Annotated in this window: 17 protein-coding genes; 4 read left to right on the forward strand and 13 right to left on the reverse strand. The window is 50.5% G+C overall.

Annotated elements, in window-relative coordinates; translation table 11 throughout:
* Positions 1-101: 101 nt before the first annotated feature.
* Complete coding sequence (locus QN379_RS08595) at positions 102-1,625, reverse strand: argininosuccinate lyase (RefSeq protein WP_323506469.1); 1,524 nt, start codon at positions 1,623-1,625, stop codon at positions 102-104.
* A gap of 277 nt (positions 1,626-1,902) precedes the next feature.
* Positions 1,903-3,204, reverse strand: a complete 1,302-nt coding sequence (locus QN379_RS08600) for an NCS2 family permease (protein ID WP_323506470.1) — start codon at positions 3,202-3,204, stop codon at positions 1,903-1,905.
* Positions 3,205-3,781: 577 nt separating this feature from the next.
* Between QN379_RS08600 and xdhA the strand changes: the two genes are divergently transcribed.
* From xdhA to guaD, 4 genes are all read left to right on the forward strand, one after another.
* Positions 3,782-5,374 (forward strand): xanthine dehydrogenase small subunit, encoded by a 1,593-nt coding sequence (gene xdhA / locus QN379_RS08605; protein ID WP_323506471.1) that lies wholly within the window; start codon positions 3,782-3,784, stop codon positions 5,372-5,374.
* A 34-nt stretch (positions 5,375-5,408) separates the two neighbouring features.
* Positions 5,409-7,778, forward strand: a complete 2,370-nt coding sequence (gene xdhB / locus QN379_RS08610) for a xanthine dehydrogenase molybdopterin binding subunit (protein ID WP_322234876.1) — start codon at positions 5,409-5,411, stop codon at positions 7,776-7,778.
* Positions 7,779-7,874: 96 nt separating this feature from the next.
* Complete coding sequence (gene xdhC, locus QN379_RS08615; protein WP_323506472.1) at positions 7,875-9,029, forward strand: xanthine dehydrogenase accessory protein XdhC; 1,155 nt, start codon at positions 7,875-7,877, stop codon at positions 9,027-9,029.
* A gap of 130 nt (positions 9,030-9,159) precedes the next feature.
* Positions 9,160-10,497 carry a guanine deaminase gene (guaD, locus tag QN379_RS08620; RefSeq protein WP_322234880.1) on the forward strand — a complete coding sequence of 446 codons (1,338 nt, stop codon included), beginning with the start codon at positions 9,160-9,162 and terminating at the stop codon, positions 10,495-10,497.
* Positions 10,498-10,604: 107 nt separating this feature from the next.
* Here guaD and QN379_RS08625 read toward each other — a convergent pair whose 3' ends face one another.
* The 11 genes from QN379_RS08625 to gshB form a co-directional block, all read right to left on the reverse strand.
* Positions 10,605-12,146 carry a SpoVR family protein gene (locus QN379_RS08625; RefSeq protein ID WP_322234882.1) on the reverse strand — a complete coding sequence of 514 codons (1,542 nt, stop codon included), beginning with the start codon at positions 12,144-12,146 and terminating at the stop codon, positions 10,605-10,607.
* The gene (locus QN379_RS08630; protein WP_322234884.1) at positions 12,143-13,411 is read right to left on the reverse strand and encodes a YeaH/YhbH family protein; all 1,269 of its coding nucleotides are present in this window, start codon (positions 13,409-13,411) and stop codon (positions 12,143-12,145) included. The genes QN379_RS08625 and QN379_RS08630 overlap by 4 nt, the downstream gene beginning before the upstream one ends.
* A 277-nt stretch (positions 13,412-13,688) precedes the next feature.
* Positions 13,689-15,611, reverse strand: a complete 1,923-nt coding sequence (locus QN379_RS08635) for a PrkA family serine protein kinase (protein ID WP_322234886.1) — start codon at positions 15,609-15,611, stop codon at positions 13,689-13,691.
* A 232-nt stretch (positions 15,612-15,843) separates the two neighbouring features.
* Positions 15,844-17,091: an AmpG family muropeptide MFS transporter gene (locus QN379_RS08640; protein WP_322234888.1), complete on the reverse strand. Its 1,248-nt coding sequence runs from the start codon at positions 17,089-17,091 to the stop codon at positions 15,844-15,846.
* Between the two features lie 83 nt (positions 17,092-17,174).
* A complete protein-coding gene (metW, locus tag QN379_RS08645) occupies positions 17,175-17,777 on the reverse strand; it encodes a methionine biosynthesis protein MetW (protein ID WP_322234890.1) in 603 nt (200 codons plus the stop codon).
* Complete coding sequence (metX, locus tag QN379_RS08650; RefSeq protein ID WP_323506473.1) at positions 17,767-18,972, reverse strand: homoserine O-succinyltransferase MetX; 1,206 nt, start codon at positions 18,970-18,972, stop codon at positions 17,767-17,769. The genes metW and metX overlap by 11 nt, the downstream gene beginning before the upstream one ends.
* Positions 18,973-19,403: 431 nt before the next feature.
* Entirely contained in the window at positions 19,404-19,634 is a 231-nt protein-coding gene (locus tag QN379_RS08655) for a hypothetical protein (protein ID WP_323506474.1), read from the reverse strand.
* Positions 19,635-20,366: 732 nt separating this feature from the next.
* On the reverse strand, positions 20,367-22,124 hold the full coding sequence (gene ptsP, locus QN379_RS08660; RefSeq protein WP_323506475.1) for a phosphoenolpyruvate--protein phosphotransferase: 1,758 nt from the start codon (positions 22,122-22,124) through the stop codon (positions 20,367-20,369).
* A gap of 235 nt (positions 22,125-22,359) precedes the next feature.
* Entirely contained in the window at positions 22,360-22,629 is a 270-nt protein-coding gene (locus QN379_RS08665) for an HPr family phosphocarrier protein (RefSeq protein WP_322234898.1), read from the reverse strand.
* 249 nt (positions 22,630-22,878) lie between these two features.
* Positions 22,879-23,283, reverse strand: coding sequence for a PTS fructose transporter subunit IIA (locus QN379_RS08670; protein WP_322240343.1), 405 nt, complete (start codon positions 23,281-23,283; stop codon positions 22,879-22,881).
* A 198-nt stretch (positions 23,284-23,481) separates the two neighbouring features.
* Positions 23,482-24,432 carry a glutathione synthase gene (gene gshB / locus QN379_RS08675; protein WP_322234899.1) on the reverse strand — a complete coding sequence of 317 codons (951 nt, stop codon included), beginning with the start codon at positions 24,430-24,432 and terminating at the stop codon, positions 23,482-23,484.
* Between the last annotated feature and the right edge of the window lie 50 nt (positions 24,433-24,482).

Genomic DNA, 24,482 nt, shown 5'->3' on the forward strand with positions numbered 1-24,482 from the left:
GTTTGCCGCATTGAATTAACATCCAAGATTTGCCGATGAAACGGTGGATGGATTTTTGTTGGAGTCTCGAGCGGACTCCAACTGCTGGCTCAAAGCGTCTATTAATTTTCGAGTTTATGAAACGTTTTATCAAGATTATCTTGTGCACGCGCAAGTTTGTTTTGCTGGGTATTTAACCACGCGACGTCCTGCATCAATTTCTCTTTTTCAACCGCGAGCATGCGTTCGGTTTCACTGCGCTGCGGTCCGCCCAGGCCTTTGCTGGAAGACAGCATATTTTGTGCGGTCAACGATTTTTTGTAACGTTCTTGCGTCAATGGAAATTGCGTTTCGGTGAACCCGAAGACCTTCACTGCTTGGGCATACTTTTGTTGCACGATGTCAAAAGGTATGTCGGTCGGCTTGAGCTTATTGGTGCGACCGTAGGTAACGAGATCAGAGGCAAAGTGATGACCTACGCGGAACGGAATATCGGAGTCGCGTTGCAGGATATCGGCCAGTTCCGTTGTTGTCGAATAGTCTTCGTCTACTTCTTGCAACGAGCGTTTTTTGTCGATGATCAGGTTGTCCATCAGATCGGCCAGTTTGATGAAGGCGTCGGTGGTCATGTCCAGCGTCTTTTCGACCTGATCGCGTTTGTAATCCGGCATCCCTGGCGTGACGTTGTGTGCCTCTAACTGGAATGTCATTGACCCACCAACGATATCACTCGCTTGCAAGCGAAGGATATTGAGGGCGTAGGGATTGCGTTTTTGCGGCATGATGCTGCTGGTCCCGGTCAGGCGTCCTTCCTGAATCATGATCCAGGGATAAGGCTGGTGGTATTGGGTGTGAATGTCTTGCATCAAAATACCGATCATCAACGCCGCATTGCTGCATAACGTGACGAGTTCGACGCCCTGATCCAGCGCACCTAACTGGGTGGCATCGTACGAGTTCTCGATGACGCCATCAAATCCCAATAATTCTGCCAGTCGTCGCCGATCCACTGGAAAGCTTGATGTGCCCAGCGCCGCGCCGCCTAACGGACTTTGATTAAGGCGTGCATAAGCCTCTTGCAAGCGGGTGCTGTCGCGACCAAACGCAGACGCAAATGCGAGCAAATAATGCGCGTAAGTCGTGGGTTGCGCCTGCACGCCGTTGGTATAGGCGGGGACGATGGTGTCAAGATGCTTTGCGGCTAGCGCAAGGAACTCGGCTTTCGATTTGTTCATCGCATCCATCAGTTTTAAGGCGCGCTCGCGTTGCATCAGGCGACGGGTCGTTGACAGGATGTCCTGACGGCTGCGACCAGAATGCATGCGCGAGCCATCCGGCCCAGCAATGGCAAGGATCAGCGGCTCATATTGTAGATAGTCTGCTGGTCGTTTCGCGCCGGGCTGGTCACCGTTCTGGATGACTTGGTCGACTGCGGAGGCGATCTTTTTACCAAGGGCGGGCGGCACAATGCCTGTTTCTACGACCATGACGGTCGAGGCCTTGTTCATTTCGCCTAGAAAGTGAAAGTTGTCGTGCAAATCCTTGCCAGTTGGTGCGTCTGCTGCGGCATACGCTAGTGAGCATGCGATCAGAGGAATGAGCGCCAATATGCTGATCCGTCGGGAAAATGGGGAGAGAACGGACATTTGAATGGTCTTGAGATGAGGACGGGACATTTTTTGCCTGGGTTGCGCTGGTTGGAGCGTCGATTCTAATGGAATGCGGGTCATTGCCGTGATTAAATACACCATGTACACCCCATTTACACCATGCACACCATGCGAACGTAAAAGGGGCGTGTTCTGCAACACGCCCCTTGGTTCTGCCTTGAATCGATGCGATATTTAAATCGCCGCTTGTTAATTAACTTATTGGTTGGTCAACTAATGCTCTCACTTATTACGTGAGCGTTTAGCGCGTCTATTATTCAGCGCCCAAATGAATATATCTAAACAAGAAGACCGCGGCAATAATCCACACCACCAGTTTCACTTCCTTAAATCGGGCGGTGAACAATTTCAATGCGGCGTAGGAAATAAAGCCGAAGGCGATCCCGTTGGCGATGGAGTAGGTGAACGGCATCATTAATACCGTAATAACTGCAGGTACGCTCTCAGTGCTGTCGTCCCAATCCAGATGCGTGACTTCGCGCAGCATCAGACAAGCGACATAAAATAGTGCTGGCGCGGTCGCATATCCAGGAACTGCTCCGGCCAATGGTGCAATAAACAGGCACGCCAGAAATAGGATCGCCACGGCCAGTGCGGTCAGTCCGGTCCTACCACCGGCTTGCACGCCCGCCGCGCTTTCGATATAAGCGGTGGTGCTGGAAGTGCCGAGAAAGGTGCCAGCCACAATCGCTGTGCTATCTGCCAGCAAAGCACGGTTAAGGCGTTCCATCTTGCCATTCTTGACCAGACCAGCGCGCGTGGCGACACCGATCATGGTGCCGGTGGCATCAAACAGCTCTACCAGAAAAAATACCAGCACGATGTTCATGACGCCCATCGATAGCGCACCCATGATGTCGAGTTTGAACAAGGTCGGCATGACTGATGGCGGCATGGAAAATATGCCCATAAACTTGTTGCCGCCGATCAGAAAGCTCAGGATAGTCACCGTCACAATGCCGATCAATATGGCACCCTTGACCTGGAATCGGTCGAGCACGACGATGATCAGAAATCCGACAATCGCCAGAATCGCAGGGATTTGATGCAGATCACCCAACGAGATAAAGGTGGCCGGATTGGCGACCACGATGCCAGCAGTTTTGAGAGAAATAAGTCCCAGAAATAGTCCGATACCGGCTGTGATGGCTATTCGGATACTGGGGGGAATCCCATTGACGATGATTTCTCGGACGCCGACCAGACTGATGATTAAAAACAGGCAGCCAGAAATGAAGACCGCACCAAGCGCCACTTCCCAAGGTACACCCATTCCTTTGACCACGGTATAGGCGAAGTAGGCGTTCAGTCCCATTCCGGGCGCCAGCGCAATAGGATAGTTGGCATAGCACGCCATGATCAGTGTACCGACCGCGGCCGCGATACAGGTCGCCACGAATACGGAGTCTTTTGGCATACCGGCGTCGCCCAGAATCGCCGGGTTGACGAAGATGATATAGGCCATCGTTAGAAACGTTGTGAGTCCGGCGATCAGCTCGGTACGCACGTCGGTGCCATTGTCCTTCAGCTTAAAAAATTTCTCGAGAAATTGCATGGTGTCTCCTTTATTATTGTAAGGCCGCAGTGGTCGACGTCCACAGTTGCCCTTTTGACCTGTTTTTAGTTTTTGTGAGGTTACCCGTTAGTTGCGCATTAAGCAGCGTTCGGGCAACGTAATGTGTTCCAGATTGCGGGCTGGAGGATGCTTCCTTGCGAATAATAGGTATATAAAATAGATGATAACTGCGCTCGCCTGATTTTACTTATTATGGATGCAAGTAAAAGATAAACGTCCAATTAGGAATATTGTTATTTCTAATTGCAATTGCAGGGCAAAACGGCACACGTCAGCGCATAGCAATTGTTAATATTTATGGTACTAAATGATTACTATAATGAAGGTGATCCATGCTGAATCATCGTAGTTAATGTTGGTGAAAGATGACGCATAGTAATAATTGAAAAGTTTTGGGTCGATAAAAAGTAGATACAAGACCGGTATCAACCAGCCAGCATCAAAAACCGTATCGATATTTCATTCTGCAAATAGTCGACATCATCGGTATAGCGCACTCGTCAACGTGCGCGACTGCTAATCTATAGTGTATAAATAAATCATATTGGAGTCTTTCTTGTCTACTGCCATCCAAACCACCGCACCATCCGGCGCAGCCAGCAGCCCAATTCGGTTTTTTTATCGTGGTGAGGTGCACACGGTCGACCGCGCCGCACCAACCCGTACCATTCTCCAGCATCTGCGCGAAGATCTGCATTGCACCGGAACCAAGGAGGGTTGCGCCGAGGGCGATTGTGGTGCCTGCACTGTGGTGATCGGTGAAATCGGCGCTGATGGCGTCCAGATGAAATCAGTGAATTCCTGTATTCAATTTTTGCCAACGCTGGATGGCAAAGCCTTGTTTACAGTCGAGGATTTGAAACAACAGGATGGCGCGTTGCATCCGGTACAACAAGCAATGGTTGAATGCCATGGCTCGCAGTGCGGCTTTTGTACCCCCGGCTTCGTCATGTCGTTGTGGGATTTATATCTCAAAAACGAAGGCGTGCACGCGCTTTCGTCATCGCCCGCGACATCTGCTGCGCCAACTAGCCAATGCTTGCAATCCCAGCAATCCATCCAATGGCAGCCTTTGCAGCGCCAGGATATCGATCTGGCATTGTCCGGAAATCTATGCCGCTGTACGGGTTATCGTCCGATTATTGATGCGGCGCACCGAATGGGCGAGTTGCCGCTGGTCAATTTCGACCGCGACAGATTGCAGGCATCGTTGCAGCTACTACAGCGCGACGAACTGTTTACCTATAGTTACGAAGGACAACATTTTTACGCGCCGCGCACCTTACAACAATTGGTCGACATCCGCGCCATGCATCCAGCGGCGCGCATGCTGGCGGGATCGACCGACGTTGGTTTATGGGTCACCAAACAAATGCGCGACCTGGGCGACATCATCTTTTTGGGGCAAGTCAAAGAACTCGCCACCGTCGTCATCAAAGACGGTCAACTTCACATCGGCGCAGGCGTCACACTTAACGATGCGTATTCAGCGCTCAGCACGCATTACCCGGAATTGCGTGAGATGTGGCAACGATTTGCTTCGTTACCGATTCGGAATGCTGGCACACTCGGTGGCAATGTCGCGAATGGCTCCCCGATTGGCGATTCTCCACCATGGTTGATCGCACTCGGTGCGGAAGTGGTGTTACGCGGACCGACCGGTCAACGCGTGATGCCATTGGAGTCGCTCTATCTGGATTACATGAAAAAAGACATGCAACCCGATGAGTTCGTTGAATCGGTCAGGGTGCCGCTTCCAAATGGCGCTACGCAGTTCCGCACTTACAAACTGGCGAAGCGGTTTGATCAGGATATTTCTGCGGTATGTGCCGCGTTTTCTGTGGTGATGGACGGCGACAACATTGGTGCGATCCGTATCGCTTTTGGAGGCATGGCGGCGACACCGAAACGCGCCGCCAAAGCCGAAGCATCGCTATTAGGGCAGCCTTGGGACGAAACGCGTTTGCAATCGGCCATGGCCTTATTGGCAGAAGATTTTGCACCGTTATCAGACATGCGCGCATCCAGCACCTATCGGATGAAAACAGCGCAGAATCTATTACGTCGCTTCTGGTTAGAAACCCGTATTGACGCGCCGTTACGGCCGGACCAGGTTAATGCGTTTGCCAGCGTTGCGTGCGCTGCCTGACATTAAGCGCCATTCGGCATAAGGAAGAAAGATTATGAATACCCAAACTGACGCTTTTTTAAAAACTGATAGTGGCGCACCTGCCGATAAGACTACCTGGGCGGAAGTCGGCCAGTCACATCCGCACGAATCGGCGGTTCTCCATGTACTGGGCGAAGCTACCTATACCGACGACATACCCGAAGCGCAAGGCACGTTGCACGCCGCGCTCGGGATGTCTCAAAAGGCGCATGCGCGGATTCGTTCGATCAATCTGGAAGCGGTCCGTAGCGCCACAGGCGTGGTCGCGGTCTACGTTGCCGGCGATATTCCTGGTACCAATGATTGCGGTCCGATCATTCATGATGATCCAATTCTTGCCGATGGTCTGGTCCAATATGTCGGACAACCAATATTTGTGGTCGTCGCCGACAGCCACGACAACGCTCGCCGTGCAGTGCGCAAAGCGGTGGTCGACTATGATGAACTGCCAGCGATTTTGACGCCGCAGGCAGCGCATGCGGCAAAGTCGTATGTGTTGCCGCCGATGCATCTGGCACGCGGCAATGTTGAGTCGGCGTTTGCCAATGCGCCGCATAAATTAAGCGGCGAGTTGCTGGTCGGCGGTCAGGAGCAATTCTATCTGGAAGGTCAGATCTCGTATGCGATTCCCAAAGAAGGTAACGGCATGTTGGTTCAATGCTCGACCCAGCATCCGTCCGAAATGCAGCACGTTGTAGCGCACGCGCTGGGTTTGCACGCGCACAATGTGGTGGTTGAATGTCGTCGTATGGGCGGCGGATTTGGCGGCAAGGAATCGCAATCGGCTTTATGGGCAGCGGTTGCAGCAATATCTGCGCATAAATTAAAGCGTCCTGTCAAACTGCGGGCTGATCGTGACGATGACATGATGGTGACTGGCAAGCGGCATTGCTTTCATTATGAGTATGAGGTCGGTTATGACGACGGCGGACGCATAGTTGGCGCGCGGGTACAGATGGTCAGTCGGGCGGGTTATTCAGCCGATTTGTCGGCACCGGTTGCCACGCGCGCGGTCTGCCATTTTGACAATGCCTATTATTTGTCAGACGTAGACATCAGCGCTATGTGCGGCAAAACCAATACCCAGTCGAATACGGCGTTCCGGGGCTTTGGCGGACCGCAAGGTGCAATTGCGATTGAATACATACTCGACGAGATTGCGCGTAATCTTGGTCGTGATGCGTTGGATATTCGCAAACATAATTTCTATGGTCGTAATGAGCAAGAAGGCCGCAATGTGACGCAGTACGGTCAAATAGTCGTCGACAACGTCATCCATGAACTGGTTGAAGAGCTGGAAAGTACCAGTGACTATCGCCAGCGCCGTGCAGCTATCGATACTTTTAACGCCAACAGTCTGGTGCTCAAAAAAGGCCTCGCGCTCACGCCAGTCAAATTCGGTATCGCCTTTAACGTCACCCACTTGAATCAGGCCGGTGCGCTAGTGCATGTCTACACCGACGGCTCTGTGCTGGTCAACCATGGCGGCACCGAAATGGGGCAAGGCGTTAACACCAAAGTTGCACAGGTTGTCGCGCACGCGCTAGGCATTCCGTTGGCGTTGGTGCGCGTCACGGCAACCGATACCAGCAAGATTGCCAATACATCCGCCACCGCAGCCTCCACTGGCGCTGATTTGAACGGTAAAGCAGCACAAAATGCAGCGCACAAAATACGTCAGCGTCTGGCCGAATTCTTCATCACCTTATATGCGGGCGATGTGACGGCGGTGACCTTTGCCGCGGGTCTGATACAAATGGGCGAACACAGCATTACTTTCGCTGATCTGGTGCAAAAAGCGTATATGGCGCGAGTGCAGTTATGGTCCGACGGATTTTATGCCACGCCGGGTTTGTATTGGGATTCCAAGACCATGACCGGTCATCCATTTTCTTATTTTGCCTACGGTGCTTCGGTCTCCGAAGTGGTGGTCGATACGCTTACTGGCGAGTGGAGACTGTTGCGCGCAGATGCTCTTTACGACGCGGGTGAATCGCTCAATCCCGCACTGGATATAGGGCAAGTTGAGGGGGCGTTCATTCAGGGGATGGGTTGGCTAACCACCGAAGAATTGTGGTGGAACAAGGATGGTAAGTTAATGACGCACGCGCCATCGACTTACAAAATTCCGGCCATATCCGATTGTCCGCAAGACTTCCGCGTGCGCTTGTTCAAGAATCGCAACGTAGAAGACAGTATTCATCGCTCCAAAGCTGTTGGTGAACCGCCATTATTGTTGCCTTTCTCGGTGTTTTTTGCGATCCGTGACGCCGTTGCCAGCGTCGTTGATCATCGCTACAACCCGCCGTTAAATGCGCCAGCGACCAGTGAAGCAATCTTGAATGCGATTACGGCGGTTGAAGCGATGGCCGCTGGTGCTTGAAATGGCGCTAGTTGCAAAGCCAGCTAAAGCGCTGTAAATCGAAAATTGATGCAAACGTCGATCACTGCACATGATCTTCAAAAAAGGTAAACCGCCATGACACTTTGGTTAAATGCATTGATCACGCTGATGAAGCAGCCGACACCGGCCAATCCAGCGATCTTGATCACGGTCGCGCAGGTCGAGGGTTCCGGCCCGCGCGCGCCTGGCGCAAAGATGGTGGTGACGACGTTGGCGCAGTTTGACACCATCGGTGGCGGTCACCTGGAGTTGTGTGCCATCGACATCGCGCGTCAGATGCTTTTGGATGCCGAATCGGATGCCTTTAGCGGAGCCGGTGAACGGCGCTTGCAACGATTTTCTTTGGGGCCGTCGCTTGGCCAATGTTGCGGCGGTGTGGTGCATTTAGCGTTTGAACGCGTCGATGCCAATGCCGCAGAATATTTTAATTATCTACAATTACGCCTGCGCAAAGCCGAGGACAGCTGGCGTTTAGTTGCCTTGGATCGCGTCGGCGGCACGGAAAGCGTAAATAGCGCAGCCGCGCCTAGTCTCTGCGATGTGGATGGTAGGCGCCTGCACGGTCCCGGTATGTTGCCGCGGTTGCCTGCCTTGATTGATGGCGCAATGCTGATACGTGATAGCGCGGGTCAGCGCTGGTTATTGGATGGCTGTCTTGCGCCGCGGCCACAATTATTTCTATTTGGCGCAGGCCATGTCGGCGCAGCCATCGTTCGCGCGTTGGCCGATTTGCCTTGTCGGATAACCTGGATCGATGAAAGGGAAGAAATGTTTCCCGATCTTCAGCCTGCCAATGTCACGATAGAAGCCACTGATACTCCCGAAGCCGTGGTCGCCAGCGCTCCGGCCGGCGCAAGCTTTTTGGTGATGACGCATAACCACGCGCTGGATCAACGCTTATCGGAGCTTATTTTGCAGCGCGACGATGTGGCGTGGTTTGGTTTGATTGGTTCAAAAACCAAGCGCATGCAGTTCGAGCATCGACTCGAAGAGCGCGGCATACCACCGCAGCGATTGGCCGAGATGGTGTGTCCAATCGGCATTCCGGGAATCATTGGCAAAGAGCCAGCGGTGATCGCTGCTTCAGTGACGGCACAACTGCTTCAGGTGTGGGAAAGCATCGGCCGCACATTGCCGGTCACGCCTGTTTTATCCGCTATATCCGAAGTTTCCAGCGTGTCGAATACAGTAGCACCGCAGATGTTTAGTGACGCTGGAACGCTTCTCTAAGATTCTCTTCGGTTTGGTAAGTTACTTTCGTATATAGATACCAGAAACACTTGGATGTTGAAACATGTGTAAACCGCATCTCAGAATAGATGTAAAAAAATAGATTTTGATTACTAAAGGAATGTATCTCATGGCAGCAGGCGACAACACCGCGCAATCCGATCACGCAACGCTTCAGGCCTATCGCGCCAGTGTGTTGCACTTTACTGCGGATCCTGCAGACCCCGCGCATCAAGCCGATGCGATTTGCTGGTATGAAGATGGCCTGTTGTTGATCAAAGGCGGACAGGTGGTCGCGGCTGGGGATTATCAGTATTTAAAAGGATCGCTGCCAGACGGTCAAGAAATCCACGACTATCGCGGCAAGATCATCATGCCGGGTTTCATTGATACACACGTTCATTATCCGCAGACCGATATGATCGCGTCGCCATCGCCGGGTTTGCTGCCTTGGTTGGAAAAATATACTTTTCCGACCGAGCGCAAGTTCAGCGATCCGGTGCATGCGCGCAAAGTGGCAGATTTTTTTCTGGATCAGTTACTACGTTGCGGGACCACAACCGCGATGGTGTATTGCACCGTGCATCCAGAGTCCGTCGAGGCTTTTTTTGCGGAAAGCGAAGCGCGCAACCTGCGGATGGTCGCCGGCAAAGTCTTGATGGACCGACATTGCCCCGATTTTCTGCAAGACACTGCCGAACGCGGTATCCGTGAAAGTGAAGACCTGCTCAAAAAATGGCACAACCGCGGGCGTCAGATGTACGCCATCACGCCACGCTTTGCACCCACGTCCAGTGACGCGCAATTGCAACTGGCGGGCGAATTGGCAGCGGCCTATCCTGACGTCTATTTGCAGACGCATGCGGCGGAAAATACGGATGAAGTGGCGTGGGTCAAATCACTGTTCCCAGATTCGCGCAGCTACATGGATGTCTACGACAAATATGGCATGCTACGCCCACGCTCAATGTATGCGCATTGCGTCTGGTTAGACGACAGTGATCGTCGGCGCATGGCCGAAACGCAATCGGCCATCTCGGTCTGTCCGACTTCCAACCTGTTTCTGGGTAGTGGCTTATTCGATTTTGAACGGGCTGATACGCATCGCGTGCCGTTATCATTAGCAACCGATGTTGGCGGCGGAACCAGTTTTTCGATGCTGCAAACCATGAATGAGGCATACAAAGTCGCCCGCATGGGCGGCACGTTTTTGCCAGCATTGCAGATGTTTTACATGGCGACACTGGGTGGCGCGCGCAGTATGCAACTGGAAAACACGATCGGCAATTTTGTCGCCGGTGCGGAGGCGGATTTTATCGTGCTGGACCCGCATGCCACGCCGCTGCTGGCGCGACGCACCGCTAATACTGACGGCCTTGAAGAGCTACTGTTTGCAATAGCATTGCTAGGGGATGATCGCAGTATTCTGGCGACTTTTGCGGCGGGGAAACGCGTTTATCAACGCTAACCTGATAAATGATAAAGCTACGCATTGCATCCCTGCACCGCGTGGCTTTCATACTCTCACCGTTCTATTGCTATACGGACGACGCACTTCGCAATGAAGGCCGTACCTTAAGACCGTAACGTATAGCGATTATTGCTAACGCATTGATAGCGACGCAGCACGTTGCCGCTGTCATCCACGCTTTCCAGATGCACGTCGAATTGCCACAATCGCGCCATGTGTCGTAATACTTCATCTGTGTTCTCACCCAGCGGTCGGCCGTCACTGCGGAAGTGACGCAAAGTCAGGCTCCGGTCACCGCGGGTATTGACCGACCATACCTGAATATTCGGTTCACGATGATTGATGTCATATTGGCGTGACAGCGTTTCACGGACGTACTGATAGCCCGACTCGTTATGGATTGCCGTCACCTCCAATTCACTTCGGTTTTCATCATCTTGCACCGAAAACAAATGCATATCGCGGATCAATTTGGGCGACAGATACTGGGCAATAAAACTTTCATCCTTAAAGTTACGCATCGCGTAATGGAGCGCTTCAAGCCATGGCGTTCCTGCTAATTGAGGAAACCATTCGCGATCTTCATCGGTGGGATGTTCGCAGATGCGTCGAATATCGCACATCATTGAAAACCCCAATGCGTAAGGATTGATCCCGTTGTAATACGATTTCGTGATCGGTGGTTGATACACCACGCTAGTATGCGAATGCAAAAACTCCATCATAAAACCGTCGGTCAGATGACCTTCATCGTAGAGCGTATTGAGCAGGGTGTAATGCCAAAATGTCGCCCATCCTTCGTTCATCACCTGGGTTTGTCGTTGCGGATAGAAGTATTGCGCGACTTTACGCACGATACGAATGACCTCACGTTCCCATGGCTCTAAAAGCGGGGCATTCTTTTCGGCAAAATACAGCAAGTTTTCTTGTGGTTCTGGCGGAAAGCGGTTTTCATCCTGCGCGGTGGCTTCTTCTTTTTTGGTTGGCAAAGTCCGCCACAACGCATTCACTTGTGACTGGTTGTATTCCTCACGCTCTCTGGCTTGCTCGCGTTCTTTCAGCAAAGACAAATGCTGCGGACGCTTGTAGCGATCGACGCCGTAATGCATCAGTGCATGACAAGAATCCAGCAATTCTTCAACGCGATCAAATCCATGGCGTTCTTCGCATTCTGCGATGTAATTACGGGCGTACACCAGATAATCGATAATGGCGTTTGCATCTGTCCACAGCTGGAATAAATAGTTGCCCTTGAAGAACGAATTATGGCCATACGCGGCATGCGCTACCACCAGCGCTTGCATCGTCAGGGTATTTTCTTCCATCAGATAAGCGATACAAGGATTCGAATTGATCACGATTTCGTAGGCCAGACCCATTTGCCCACGTTTATAGCCGCGCTCTGTCGATAGGAAATGCTTGCCGAATGACCAATGGCGATAATTCACCGGCATCCCCGATGACGCGTAGGCATCCATCATTTGCTCGGCAGTAATTATCTCAAGTTGAATGGGGTAAATATCGAGCTTATACGCTGCTGCGACGCGCGCGATTTCGACGTTATATTGCTCGATTAACTCAAAAGTCCAGTCGGATGGGCAAGGTAACGGCGATTTGCGCTTGTTGATATCAGCACGTGCATTCATACGTTCACCTGTTTTTCAAACAGTTCACGAAATACCGGATAAATATCGCTCGCGTGCTGAACCTTCTTTTGCACGAACTGGCGATAATCTGGCACTATTTGTGCGTATTCCATCCACAAATTTTGCTCTTCAGGAACTACCTGAATGTAAGCAAAATAACGCGAACGTGGCAATATTTTTTGTTCAAGAATTTTGCGACATTTTGGTGAGTCATCATTCCAGTTATCACCGTCTGACGCCTGCGCGCCATAAATGTTCCAGTCACCCGGTGGATAACGGTCATCGATGATTTTAGACATCAGCTCAAGCGCGCTCGATACGACCGTACCGCCGCTTTCCTGCGAGTGGAAAAAGGTGTCTTCATCGACTTCATCGGCGCGCGTGTGATGGCGAATAAAGACCACTTCGATGTGTTCATAGTTACGCGTGAGAAACAGATACAGCAAAATAAAAAAGCGTTTAGCGAGATCTTTGCGTTGCTCGTCCATTGATCCTGACACGTCCATGACGCAAAACATCACCGCCTGACTTGACGGTTGCGGCTGACGGACGCGGTTGACATAGCGCAAGTCGAAAGGATCGATAAACGGGATACGCCAGATGCGCCCCTTCAGATGATGAATGTCATCAGCCAGACGCTTGATTTCTTCGCCACGGTCTTCTGTATCATCCTTCAGCGCTTCCATCAATAGCTCAAGCTCGCGTAGTCGCGCCACTAGCGGCGAACCTAGCGCAATGCGTCGTCCCAGCGAACTACGTAGCGATCTGACAATATCGATATTGTTGGGAGAACCGTCAGTAGAGTAACCGGCCCGCATATTTTTCCAGGTCGGTGCTGTCATCAGATTGGTTTTAATCAGACGCGGCAGCTCCAGGTCTTCGAAGAAATATTGCATGAACTCTTCACGCGACAATTCAAAAACGAAGTCATCCTGACCCTCGCCCTGATCACTTGCTTCGCTACCACCGCCGCGACCCGAGCCGCCGTCCGGGCGCGCAATCCTGTCACCTTGAAGATAATCCTGATTGCCGGGATGAACTACCTCGCGCATGCCACCTGATCCGTGTCGAAAGACCGGTTCGGAAATATCTTTACGGGGAATGGTAATGCTCTTGGATTTTTCGATTTCTGTGATACCGCGGTCACGTACCGCTTCTGTTACCGAACGTCGAATATCGTCGCGATAGCGACGCAAGAAGCGCTCGCGGTTCGCGATGCCCTTGTTCTTTCCAGCCAACCTACGGTCAATTATCTGATGTAACACGGTACAGTCTCCTGATCGGAATGTATCTGGGAGCTGCCACCGGTATCGCTTAATCCCTTAACCGATACCAGACTTACAAAAGCAGCCCTGTGCAGTTACAGTTCACACCACCACCGCAGATAGGGTCGTCTATCTTTCTACCGTCCATGCTCTGACATGATGTGGGGCTAAACGGCGCTCCGAATCCTCAGCGGTTCCTCAACTGTTTAAGGCCATTCCGCGTTCTTCGCACCATTTAGCTCCCATTCAGGTCTTATCAGCAGACGGTAAAAAAAGTTTATGACGATTTACGTACCCGCAGATACCATTCGCAGAGAAGCCTTACCTGCTTGGGGGTATAACCTTTAGTCACCATGCGATTGACAAAATCTTCATGCTTGCGCATCTCGTCAGCTGAGCCTTTCGCATTAAATGAAATGACGGGAAGCAGATCCTCCGTATTCGAGAACATCTTTTTCTCGATGACGACACGCAGTTTTTCATAACTGGTCCAAAGTGGATTCTTGCCACCGTTCGAGACTCTGGCCCGCAGAACAAAATTAACAATCTCGTTACGGAAATCCTTTGGATTACTGATGCCGGCTGGCTTTTCAATTTTCTCCAGTTCGGCGTTCAGTGCAGCCCTGTCAAAGCTTTCGCCGGTGTCATGATCACGGAACTCCTGATCCTGAATCCAGAAATCCGCGTACGTGACATAACGATCAAACACGTTTTGTCCGTACTCAGAATACGACTCCAGATAAGCGGTCTGGATTTCTTTGCCAATGAACTCGGCGTATCGTGATGCGAGCGTGTCCTTGACGTAAGAAAGATATTTTTGCTCAAGTTCCTGAGAGAATTGTTCTCGTTCAATTTGTTGTTCCAGCACGTACATAAGATGGACAGGATTAGCAGCGATTTCAGCCGAATCAAAATTGAACACTCGCGACAATATCTTGAAAGCAAAACGGGTAGAAACGCCGGTCATTCCTTCATCAACGCCGGCATAGTCGCGGTACTCCTGAAACGACTTGGCCTTCGGATCGCTGTCCTTCAGATTGTCGCCATCGTAGACCTGCATTTTAGAAAAAATATTTGAGTTCTCGGGCTCAGCAAGACGCGTCAGAATCGAAAACTGCGCCATCATTTTTAATGTTCCTGGCGCACATACCGCTTTGCCAAGTGAAGAGGTACGAATCAACTTTTCGTAAATCTTAATTTCTTCTGAAACACGCAAGCAGTAAGGCACTTTGACGATGTAAATACGATCCAGCAGCGCTTCATTATTCTTATTGTTGCGGAAGGCTTTCCACTCAGATTCGTTTGAGTGCGCCAGAATAATGCCGTCAAACGGGATCGCACCAAATCCTTCGGTTCCTTTAAAGTTACCTTCCTGCGTGGCGGTTAGCAACGGATGTAAAACTTTTATCGGCGCCTTAAACATTTCGACGAATTCGAGCAAACCCTGATTCGATAAGCATAATCCGCCAGAGTAGCTATAAGCATCGGCATCATCTTGTGAGTATTGTTCCAGTTTGCGAATATCGACTTTGCCGACCAGGGTAGAAATATCCTGATTGTTTTCGTCGCCTGGCTCCGTTTTTGAAATGGCGATTTGACGCAGAACGTTAGGGAAACGTTTGACCACCCGGAATTTACGGATATCACCGTTATATTCGTGCAGACGTTTTACTGCCCACGGACTGAGGATGGACTTGATGTACCGACGTGGAATGCCGTATTGTTCTTCTAGAATTCCGCCGTCTTCGTCATAGTCGAACAAACCCAGTGGCGATTCGTTCACCGGCGAACCTTTAATGGAGTAAAACGGTACATGCTCCATTAATTGTTTCAGACGTTCTGCGATAGACGATTTGCCGCCCCCAACGGGACCCAGCAAATACAGAATTTGTTTTTTCTCTTCGAGACCTTGAGACGCATGACGGAAATAAGCGACGACTTGCTCGATCACTTCTTCGGCGCCATAAAATTCTTTAAAGGCCGGATAGACTTTGATGACTTTGTTGGCAAAAATCCGCGACAACAATTGGTCCTGACGCGTGTCGATTTTTTCGGGTTCACCGATTGCCATCAGCATGCGTTCACCCGCCGTCGCATACACGGTGGGGTTGTTCTTACAAAGCGTCAGATACTCTTCAAGTGAAAACTCTTCTTCTCTGGTCTTGTCGAACCGACTCGCAAAGCTGCTGTAAATATCCATATCACCCCCGCATCAACGATGTTGCGAAAAACGAACTGAACAAATAATTGCTACTACGTAGGATTTCTCACCATGTGTATGAGTCTGTTTAGAGCCCGCTAAATGCAGTTGAATGCATCTGAATTGGCGCGGTATTTAACAGAACAGGAATCCACACTTTTGATTCTATATGTTTTTCTCGAACGCAACCGAGAATTTATGTAAATAGAGGTTACAGACAACAGCGAATTTTCTATGCGTTTATGCGTTTTTCGTTCCACGGCGCGACCTTTGGTAGCAACAACATGCCGGGCAAAGCCAATACGAAGCATAGAATAAAAAAGTTAAACCAGCCAGTTTCGGCAATGATGTAACCGACCGAAGAATTGATAAACGTGCGCGGAACAGCTGCCAGACTTGTGAATAGAGCAAATTGCGTCGCGGTGTAACGCGGGTCTGTCGTGCGAGCAATGTAGGCGACGAAGGCGGCTGTCCCGAGTCCTACACCGAAAGCCTCCGCACCGATCACGATGGCCAGTACAAACGGTTCCGCACCGACATTCGCCAGCCATGCAAAGCCGAGAATCGTCACCGCTTGCACCACACCAAAAATCCATAGCGCACGATTGATGCCAATTTTGACCATCCAGATGCCGCCGATAATGCCACCCGCAACACTCGACCAAAGACTGGTTGTTTTGGAAATCGCGCCGATCTGCGTCATCGTAAAGCCGAGATCAATATAAAATTTGGTCGCCAGCGCCGTTGCCATACTATCGCCAAGTTTATAAAGAAAAATAAAACCAAGTACCCACAGCGCACTTTGCCAACCATTACGGGAAACAAATTCTTGAAACGGCAACAGTACGGCAGCACGAATATTCTTCGGTGGGTCGCCGTATACTTTTGGTTCTTTAATGAGCAATGTGCATATTAATCCAGGCAACATAAATCCGGCTGTAATCCAGAATACCTGATGCCACGGCAGGATATCGGCGAGGACCAACGACAGCGCGCCTGGCACCATTCCCGCAACTTTATAGGCATTAACGTGGATCGCACTGCCCAGACCTTGCTCGCTATCGGGCAGAATTTCACGTCGATAGGCATCAATTACGATGTCCTGACTGGCCGACAAGAACGCCACCAGCGACGCCATCGCCGCTATTTCGGACAACTGGTTGATCGGGTCGAACATTCCCATGACGCCGATAGCGATAAACAGCGCCACTTGCGTCAGCGCCATCCAGCCGCGCCGGCGGCCCATGCGACCAAAGTGGAAGCGGTCCATTAGTGGCGACCATAAAAATTTCCACGTATAAGGAAACATGACTAACGCGAATAACCCGAGTGCTTTGACGTTCAATCCGGATTTTGCAAGCCAGGCTTGCAACAAACTCAGTAATATAAAAAGCGGTAAGCCAGAAGTGAAGCCGAGAAAAACGCAGATCAACATGCGTCGGTTCAGATAGTGATGCCAGGGTTGTGAGGTTGAAGTCATTAATGCGCCCATAACCGGGCGTTAGTAATCAAAATGAATAATGGGACTTATGCAGGTGGGGCGATTTTGCGCAAGTCCGTTGCCTATTTTTTGCGAAAGCGAAATACCGCTAAACTACCGCGCCAGTTTGGTAAAAATGATACAGGATTGCCATCGTGCAATGCTACACATTCGAGCACTTCAAGTCCCACTTCGTTCGCCAATTCTTCAAAATCTTTGATGGTTGCACAACGTAAATTGGGCGTGTCGTACCATTCATAAGGCAACAATTTGGACACCGGCATACGACCGCGCAGCAGCGCCATGCGATGTGGCCAATAGGCAAAATTGGGGAACGATACAATTGCTTCGCGGCCAACGCGTGCAATATCACGTAAAACACCCTCGACGTTTTTCATCATTTGCAACGCTGAAAGGCACAAGACAGTATCGAACGCGTTATCGGCAAATAAGGCTAACCCCGTTTCTAAATCCTGCTGAATGACCGATACACCGCGCGATACACAGGGAGGAATTTTGCTATCGTCGATTTCAACGCCATAACCGGCGCATTGCTTGTCAGTTTGCAAGTAATCCAGCATTACCCCATCGCCGCAACCCAAATCCAGCACCTGAGATTGTTTGGGGACCCAATGGGCGATGAAGGCAAGATCGGGCCGTAGATCACTTAGTTGTTCAAAGTTCATGTTGTTCTCCGGCGCTATTTTGTGCTATCTCATTGGCGTCTGGGCGCAATACGTTAGTGATGGTACCGCCTTGATTGATCGCTTTCCAAATACGGTTGTAATATTCACGCACCACATTTTGATAGCGGGCGTCCTCCAGCAAAAAAGCGTCATGACCGTGCGGTGCATCAATTTCTGCGTAGCTCACGCGTCGGCGGTTGTTCACCAAGGCCTGAACGATGTCGCGGCTCCGTTGTGGCGAGAAGCGCCAATCGGTCATGAACGACACCACGAGAAATTCTGCACGGGTTTTTTCCAGCGCGACGGTTAAATCGCCGCCGCATTCTGCCGCGGGATCAAAATAATCCAGCGCCTTGGTAATGAGTAAATAGGTATTCGCATCGAAGTATTCAGAGAATTTGTCACCCTGATAACGCAAATACGATTCAATCTCGAAATCGATACCAAATCCGAACTGATAGCTACCCGAGCGCAGATCCCGGCCAAACTTTTCTGCCATGTCATCGTCTGACAAATACGTGATGTGCCCAATCATGCGCGCCACCCGCAAGCCGTTCTTCGGTACCACGCCATGGGCGTAGAAATCGCCGCCATGAAAATCTGGGTCAGTCAATATAGCTTGCCGTGCAACATCATTAAAGGCGATATTTTGCGCCGATAGCTTCGGTGTAGACGCAATCACCACGCAATGCAGCAAGCGCGTTGGATACAGCAAACTCCACGCCAGCGCTTGCATGCCGCCCAACGACCCGCCCATCACGGCAGCAAACTGCGTAATGCCAAGTGCATCGGCAAGTCGTGCTTGCGCTTGCACCCAATCTTCCACCGTGACGACAGGGAAATTGGCGCCGTACGGTTTGCCTGTTGTCGCATCGATGTGCATCGGCCCGGTAGAACCAAAGCATGAGCCAAGGTTATTGACACCCATGACGAAGAATTTATCGGTATCGACTGACTTTCCGGGACCAACCATGTTGTCCCACCAGCCGACGTTCTTCTCATCATCGGCATATTTGCCAGCGACGTGATGCGAGGCATTCAACGCATGGCAAACCAATACGGCGTTGGATTTGTCAGCATTGAGCGTTCCATAGGTTTCATAGACGAGTGTGTAATTAGACAATGACGCACCGCTTTGCAATGTGAGCGGTGTCGCAAAGTGCATGGATTGCGGTGAGACTATTCCTGAAGACATGTGTGGTGGTGTCGCAACGTTATGGATGACTGAGGTTTTAGTTTATAAGGAAGACTGTCGCAACATTGCCCCAGCGGCAATTTGCTCTGATGGCTCTGTCAGCGCCAGCGTCAAATGTCTCCTCCTGATTAAACAATAAAAAAGCCCGAAAGCTTGCGCTCATCGGGCTAAATCAAGGGGGCTTGCAATGCAAGCTCGCTTTAGCCGTATTTATTCGACATTCCTTTTGGAAATGTCACGCGCCCGCAAGCTGAGGTAGTTAACCGTTCAAATCGGCGCTGTTTGTTGCTACGCAACGTAGCAACGGTATTAAGAATAACCAAGTCAGGGGCTGGCGTCAAATGCTGCGGTTGACTTGTTGGTCCAAAGGTGTAATGTTGCCTTTTGAAGCGCGTTGGCAGCCTCGTTAGAGGCCATCTCACAATGCGATTCTAACTAGGTAAGTGCGCTTCCAGCGCCCGAACTTGCTCTTGTGCTTTCTCTAGCAGAGCGTTCGTCGCTTCTAATACTTCTTGCACGGTAGGTTTGGGAAGTCGGTCTTGCTGGCTGTCAAACGCCATCGACAGGGCTGCAAGGATTGCAGAAGTGCGGCTATGTAATAAGGTGAGGTTATCGAGGATTTCGATCATGCGGGGAGTGCGTGCTGGAGTTTGTGTCGGCATTGTGACTTTCTTGGATAGTATTGAATCCGCGCCCGCTACCAAACGGGTGGGCGGCAAATAGCAAGTTTGGTAGACCGATATCCAAAGCAACCGGCAGGCCGAAGCCTCCCCGCTATTGCCCCCCATAAGAGATGCAACAAGGTTAAACGCACTTAAAAAAACCGCATTACGCGGTTTGTGCGCTTTGGATAAATCGGGCTACCACACCCGTTCCCCTCTTTGTCAGGGACCTTTTTAGTATCTGGCATTTTGGACGAACGCGCAAGTTTTAGAGGCTACTTGTTAGCCCAAAGTAGTAATGGTCCTGTTTAAATTTGGAAAGTAGCGTTTCTGTGAAAAACTTTTCTGCTGACCCCGATGATTCAGTTCAAACAAAAATTCGCTCTTCTCGAACCGTAGTAAACAGTATTCTGACGTTGCGGATCAGGCGTTCAATTGCATCAAGGGCGTATTCGTCAGGCGCTGGACAGGAAAGAAATGGACGAGATACCTACAAAAAGTGTGGATTTCTCGATAGAAGAGGGGAATTCCTCCAAAAAGCGAAGATTTTTCGGGGAAAGTTATAAAATTTCGAGCATAACGTCACTGTTGAGAAAGTGTTCACGTTGCTGCAAATAAAACGGGACCAAACAGGTGGGCGGCAAATAGCAAGTTTGGTAGACCGATATCCAAAGCAACCGGCAGGGCCGTAGCCTCCTCACTATTCGCCACCCATAGATGGGTAATCGTCCCCTACGCGCTGCGCATTTGATTGATTGCCGTGGCAATCGCGCTGGGTTCGGTGGTGCGCAGAATTTTCTTAGTTTGCGCGGTTAACATTTCGAGATCGCTATTTAGAATTTCTTGCTTTACTGACAATAAATGGATTGGGTCCATCGAAAATTCCAGTAATCCCATACCGAGTAGTAAACGTGTGTATTTGATATCGCCAGCCATCTCGCCGCATACGGAGACCGGAATTTCGGCTTTGCGTCCCATTGCGATGACGCTCGATAGCAAGAACAATACTGCTGGATGGAGGGGATTATAAAGGTGTGATACCTCGTGATCGACGCGATCAATCGCCAGCGTGTATTGAATCAGATCATTGGTACCGATCGATAGAAAGTCCATGCGCTTGATAAACATCGGCAGCGCCAAAGCGGCGGCCGGGATTTCGATCATGGCACCGATCTTGATATCTTCATCAAACTTGATCTTTTCATCGCGTAGTTGCTGCTTGGCTTGCGCAATCATTAATAAAGTCTGATCAATTTCAAACACGTGCGCCAGCATGGGTATTAGTAACTTGACTGTGCCGAAGGCGGAGGCGCGCAAAATAGCGCGTAACTGCGTCAAAAATAATTGTGGCTCAGCAAGGCAATAACGAATCGCGCGTCGCCCAAGCGCGGGATTGAGCGCGGTCTGCTCGCTCGTATCGAGCGGTTTGTCTGCACCCACGTCAAGCGTGCGGATGGTGACGGGTCGGCCCTTCATGGCAACTACCGCCTGTTTGTAGGACGCAAATTGCTCGTCTTCTGTGGGAAGTTGTTGCTTGATGCCAATGCGGCCCATAAACAAAAATTCAGAGCGAAACAAACCTACACCATTGGCGCCAGATTCCATCGCCGGCGCACAATCGTCGGGCAGTTCAATGTTCGCCAACAGCGTAATCTCAACTCCGTCTAGCGTGACTGCGCGGGTTTTTTTGAGTTTGCCGAGTTTTTTTCGGGCTTTGATTTGTTGGGCTTGTTGCTCACGAAATCGTTGCAATATCAGTGGAGATGGATCAACGATGACCACACCGGCCAAGCCATCAATGATGATCCAGTCGTCCTGCTTGATCAGCAACGAGGCGTGGCCCATACCGACCGCGGCAGGGATATCCAGACTGCGTGCCACGATTGATGTGTGCGAGTTTTGGCCGCCCTGATCTGTGATAAAACCAGCGAAGGCACGGTTGCGGAATTGCAACATATCAGCTGGAGAAATATCGTGGGCGACAACTATGATGTTGGGGGAAGAGGCACCGTCGACGTCGACCTCAAGTTCCGGCAACTTTGTCGCCGTTCCCATCAATATTTTTAATATTCGCTCGCCGACTTGCTGAATGTCGGTTTTACGCTCACGTAAATAAGGGTCTTCGATCTCATCGAATTGTGCTGAGACTTCGTCAATTTGCGTGACCAGCGCCCATTCGGCGTTGTACTGGCGCTGGCGAATAATCTCCAGCGGAATTTCGGCCAACATCGCGTCGGCCAGAATCAGCAAATGCACATCGATGAAAGCGCCTAATTCGGCGGGTGACTCTTTGGGTAGCTCACTACGGATGGTTTGTAGCTCTTTGCGGACGGTAGCGACGGCGGTTTCCAGACGCTGCACCTCGGCTTCAACTTGGGTTTCAGACACTAAATAGTGTTTGACGTCCATCGCTGTTGGCGCCAGCAAATGCGCCCGACCTATCGCAATACCGCGCGAAACCGGAATACCATGTAAGGAAAAAGATGCCATCTGTTCAGCCCGCAGTGAATGGGTGTCTCAAAATGATGGAACAGTCTGTAGCAGTTTCCCTCAAGGCGTCGGCAATTGCGCAAGGCAATGATGGCAGACGCTTTGTTGAACACTTTCGGACTATTCTAAAATTGCCAAAGCGGCGTAAATTTGCGTTAGTCTTATTTTTTCTATCTCGCTTTACGGTACTGCTATGACCTCAGCGCTGCGCTGTGGTTTCTTTTTTTGCAGCAGATTATTCGCCTTCGCCAAACTTGTCTTCGATGAGCTGATTGAGTGCATCAAAACATTCTTTTTCGTCTGAACCTTCGGCTTCCAACAACACGGTGCTGCCTTTGCCTGCTGCCAACATCATGACGCCCATGATTGACTTCGCATTGACACGGCGATTGTTGCGCGAAATCCAGACTTCACATTTGAATTTGCTGGCAAGTTGGGTGAATTTAGCCGATGCACGGGCATGAAGACCTAATTTGTTGACGATTTCGATATTTTTTTGAATCATGGGGTTCTTTATCTTTGTTTTGTTAATACCCGACAGCGCACCCGGCTAATTTTTCATTGTTGGCGAATAGCAAGGAGTAAATATTGGATACATATTACATAGAGGCGGTAAGAAATGTGGCAACAAAATAGCAATCTCTCAAATGCAAGGACATAACGTAAAGTGCGGCTTGCGTGGTCGGCAAGTTATCGCTTTTAAGCCCGGTATGTTGATCCAGACACTAAATAACTTATTGCGACTTATTGCGGCTTATTGTGAAACGCGAACCCGATTGTCGACCCGCACAGCGCCACCCTGGCCGCCAGCGAGGGCCATCTCTGCCACCACATCGAGTGTGTCATTACGATAGGTGAGTGCGCGCAACAGCATCGGCAAACTGATTCCTGCAATTACCTGAGTTTGCGCGCCACTGCATAATGGCAACGTGCAGTTTGATGGCGTACCGCCCATCACATCGGTAATCACCAGCACGCCAGATCCATCGTCCAAACGGTCCACGGCTTGTTTCGCCAATAATTTAACATCGGCCGGATTTTGATCCGCGATGACATCAATTGCCTCGAACCGTTCCGGCACCTGACGGAAAACATGCGACACGGCAGAAACGAAGGCCTGACCAAGCGGCGAATGCGTTAATAGGAGAATGCCAACCATAATTTTTGATACCAGACCCGCAGAGCGGATAAAAACGAATGTGCCGGATGGCATATTGCGCGGTAATTTTAGGCGCTTTCGACAAAGTGCGTATTAAACTTGCACATTACATCCGCCTATTCATTCTGTTTACATCCAAATAATGGATTTATAGTCAGCCATTCATTTTCGCCGCCGCATCTTCAGATGCGTGCTTAGTTAAGCTTTAGCCTGAACAGCTGCTTCCAGCGCGTTAATAAACATCTCTGCCACGTTAAAACCAGCCTGCTGCATAATTTCCTGAAAGCAAGTCGGACTAGTGACATTCACTTCTGTTAAATAATTGCCAATTACATCTAATCCTACCAGTAACAGACCACGTTTGACGAGTATTGGCCCTAGCGTTTCACCTATTTCGCGTTCACGCGCTGTCAGGGGCTGGGCGACGCCCAAACCACCAGCTGCGAGATTGCCGCGGACTTCACTCCCTTGCGGAATGCGTGCCAACGTGAAGGGTACGACCTCACCGCCGATAACCAAGACGCGCTTGTCGCCGGCGACTATTTCCGGAATAAAGCGTTGGATCATGATGGTTTGACGTCCATTATTGGTCAATGTTTCAATAATGGAGCCAAGATTCAAGCCGTCGGACTTGACGCGGAAAATACCAGCGCCGCCCATACCATCTAATGGTTTGAGGATGACGTCCTGATGCTCTTCGTGAAAGGCGCGCAAGCGTGCGGAATCTCGCGTTACCAAAGTAGGTGAAATAAACTGCGGGAATTGCGCTATCGCCAGTTTTTCGTTGTGATCGCGAATCGCCTGCGGTTTGTTAAAGACCTTTGCGCCTTGTTTTTCAGCCAGCTCCAACAAATACGTGGTGTAGATGTATTCCATGTCGAATGGTGGGTCTTTGCGCAACAAAATGGCGTCGAATTCAGACAGAAACATCGCGCTTGGCGCGGCTGCCCGATACCAATCCTTGTTGTCGCCAGTGAGCGTCACACGTGCAACATTGGCTGTGACGATGCCGCTTTCCAGCGCCATGTCTTGTTGTTCAAAGGCATAGATTGTGTGACCGCGTTTTGCGGCCTCGACCATCATGGCGTACGTCGTATCTTTGTAAATCTTAAAACTGTCGAGCGGGTCGGCGAGGAAAGCAATTTTCATTATCAAGCCTTTATTGGAATCTTGTTTTTTAATAACTGTCATCAAAGACA

Source organism: Glaciimonas sp. Gout2, assembly GCF_035018905.1.
Classification (GTDB): domain Bacteria; phylum Pseudomonadota; class Gammaproteobacteria; order Burkholderiales; family Burkholderiaceae_D; genus Glaciimonas.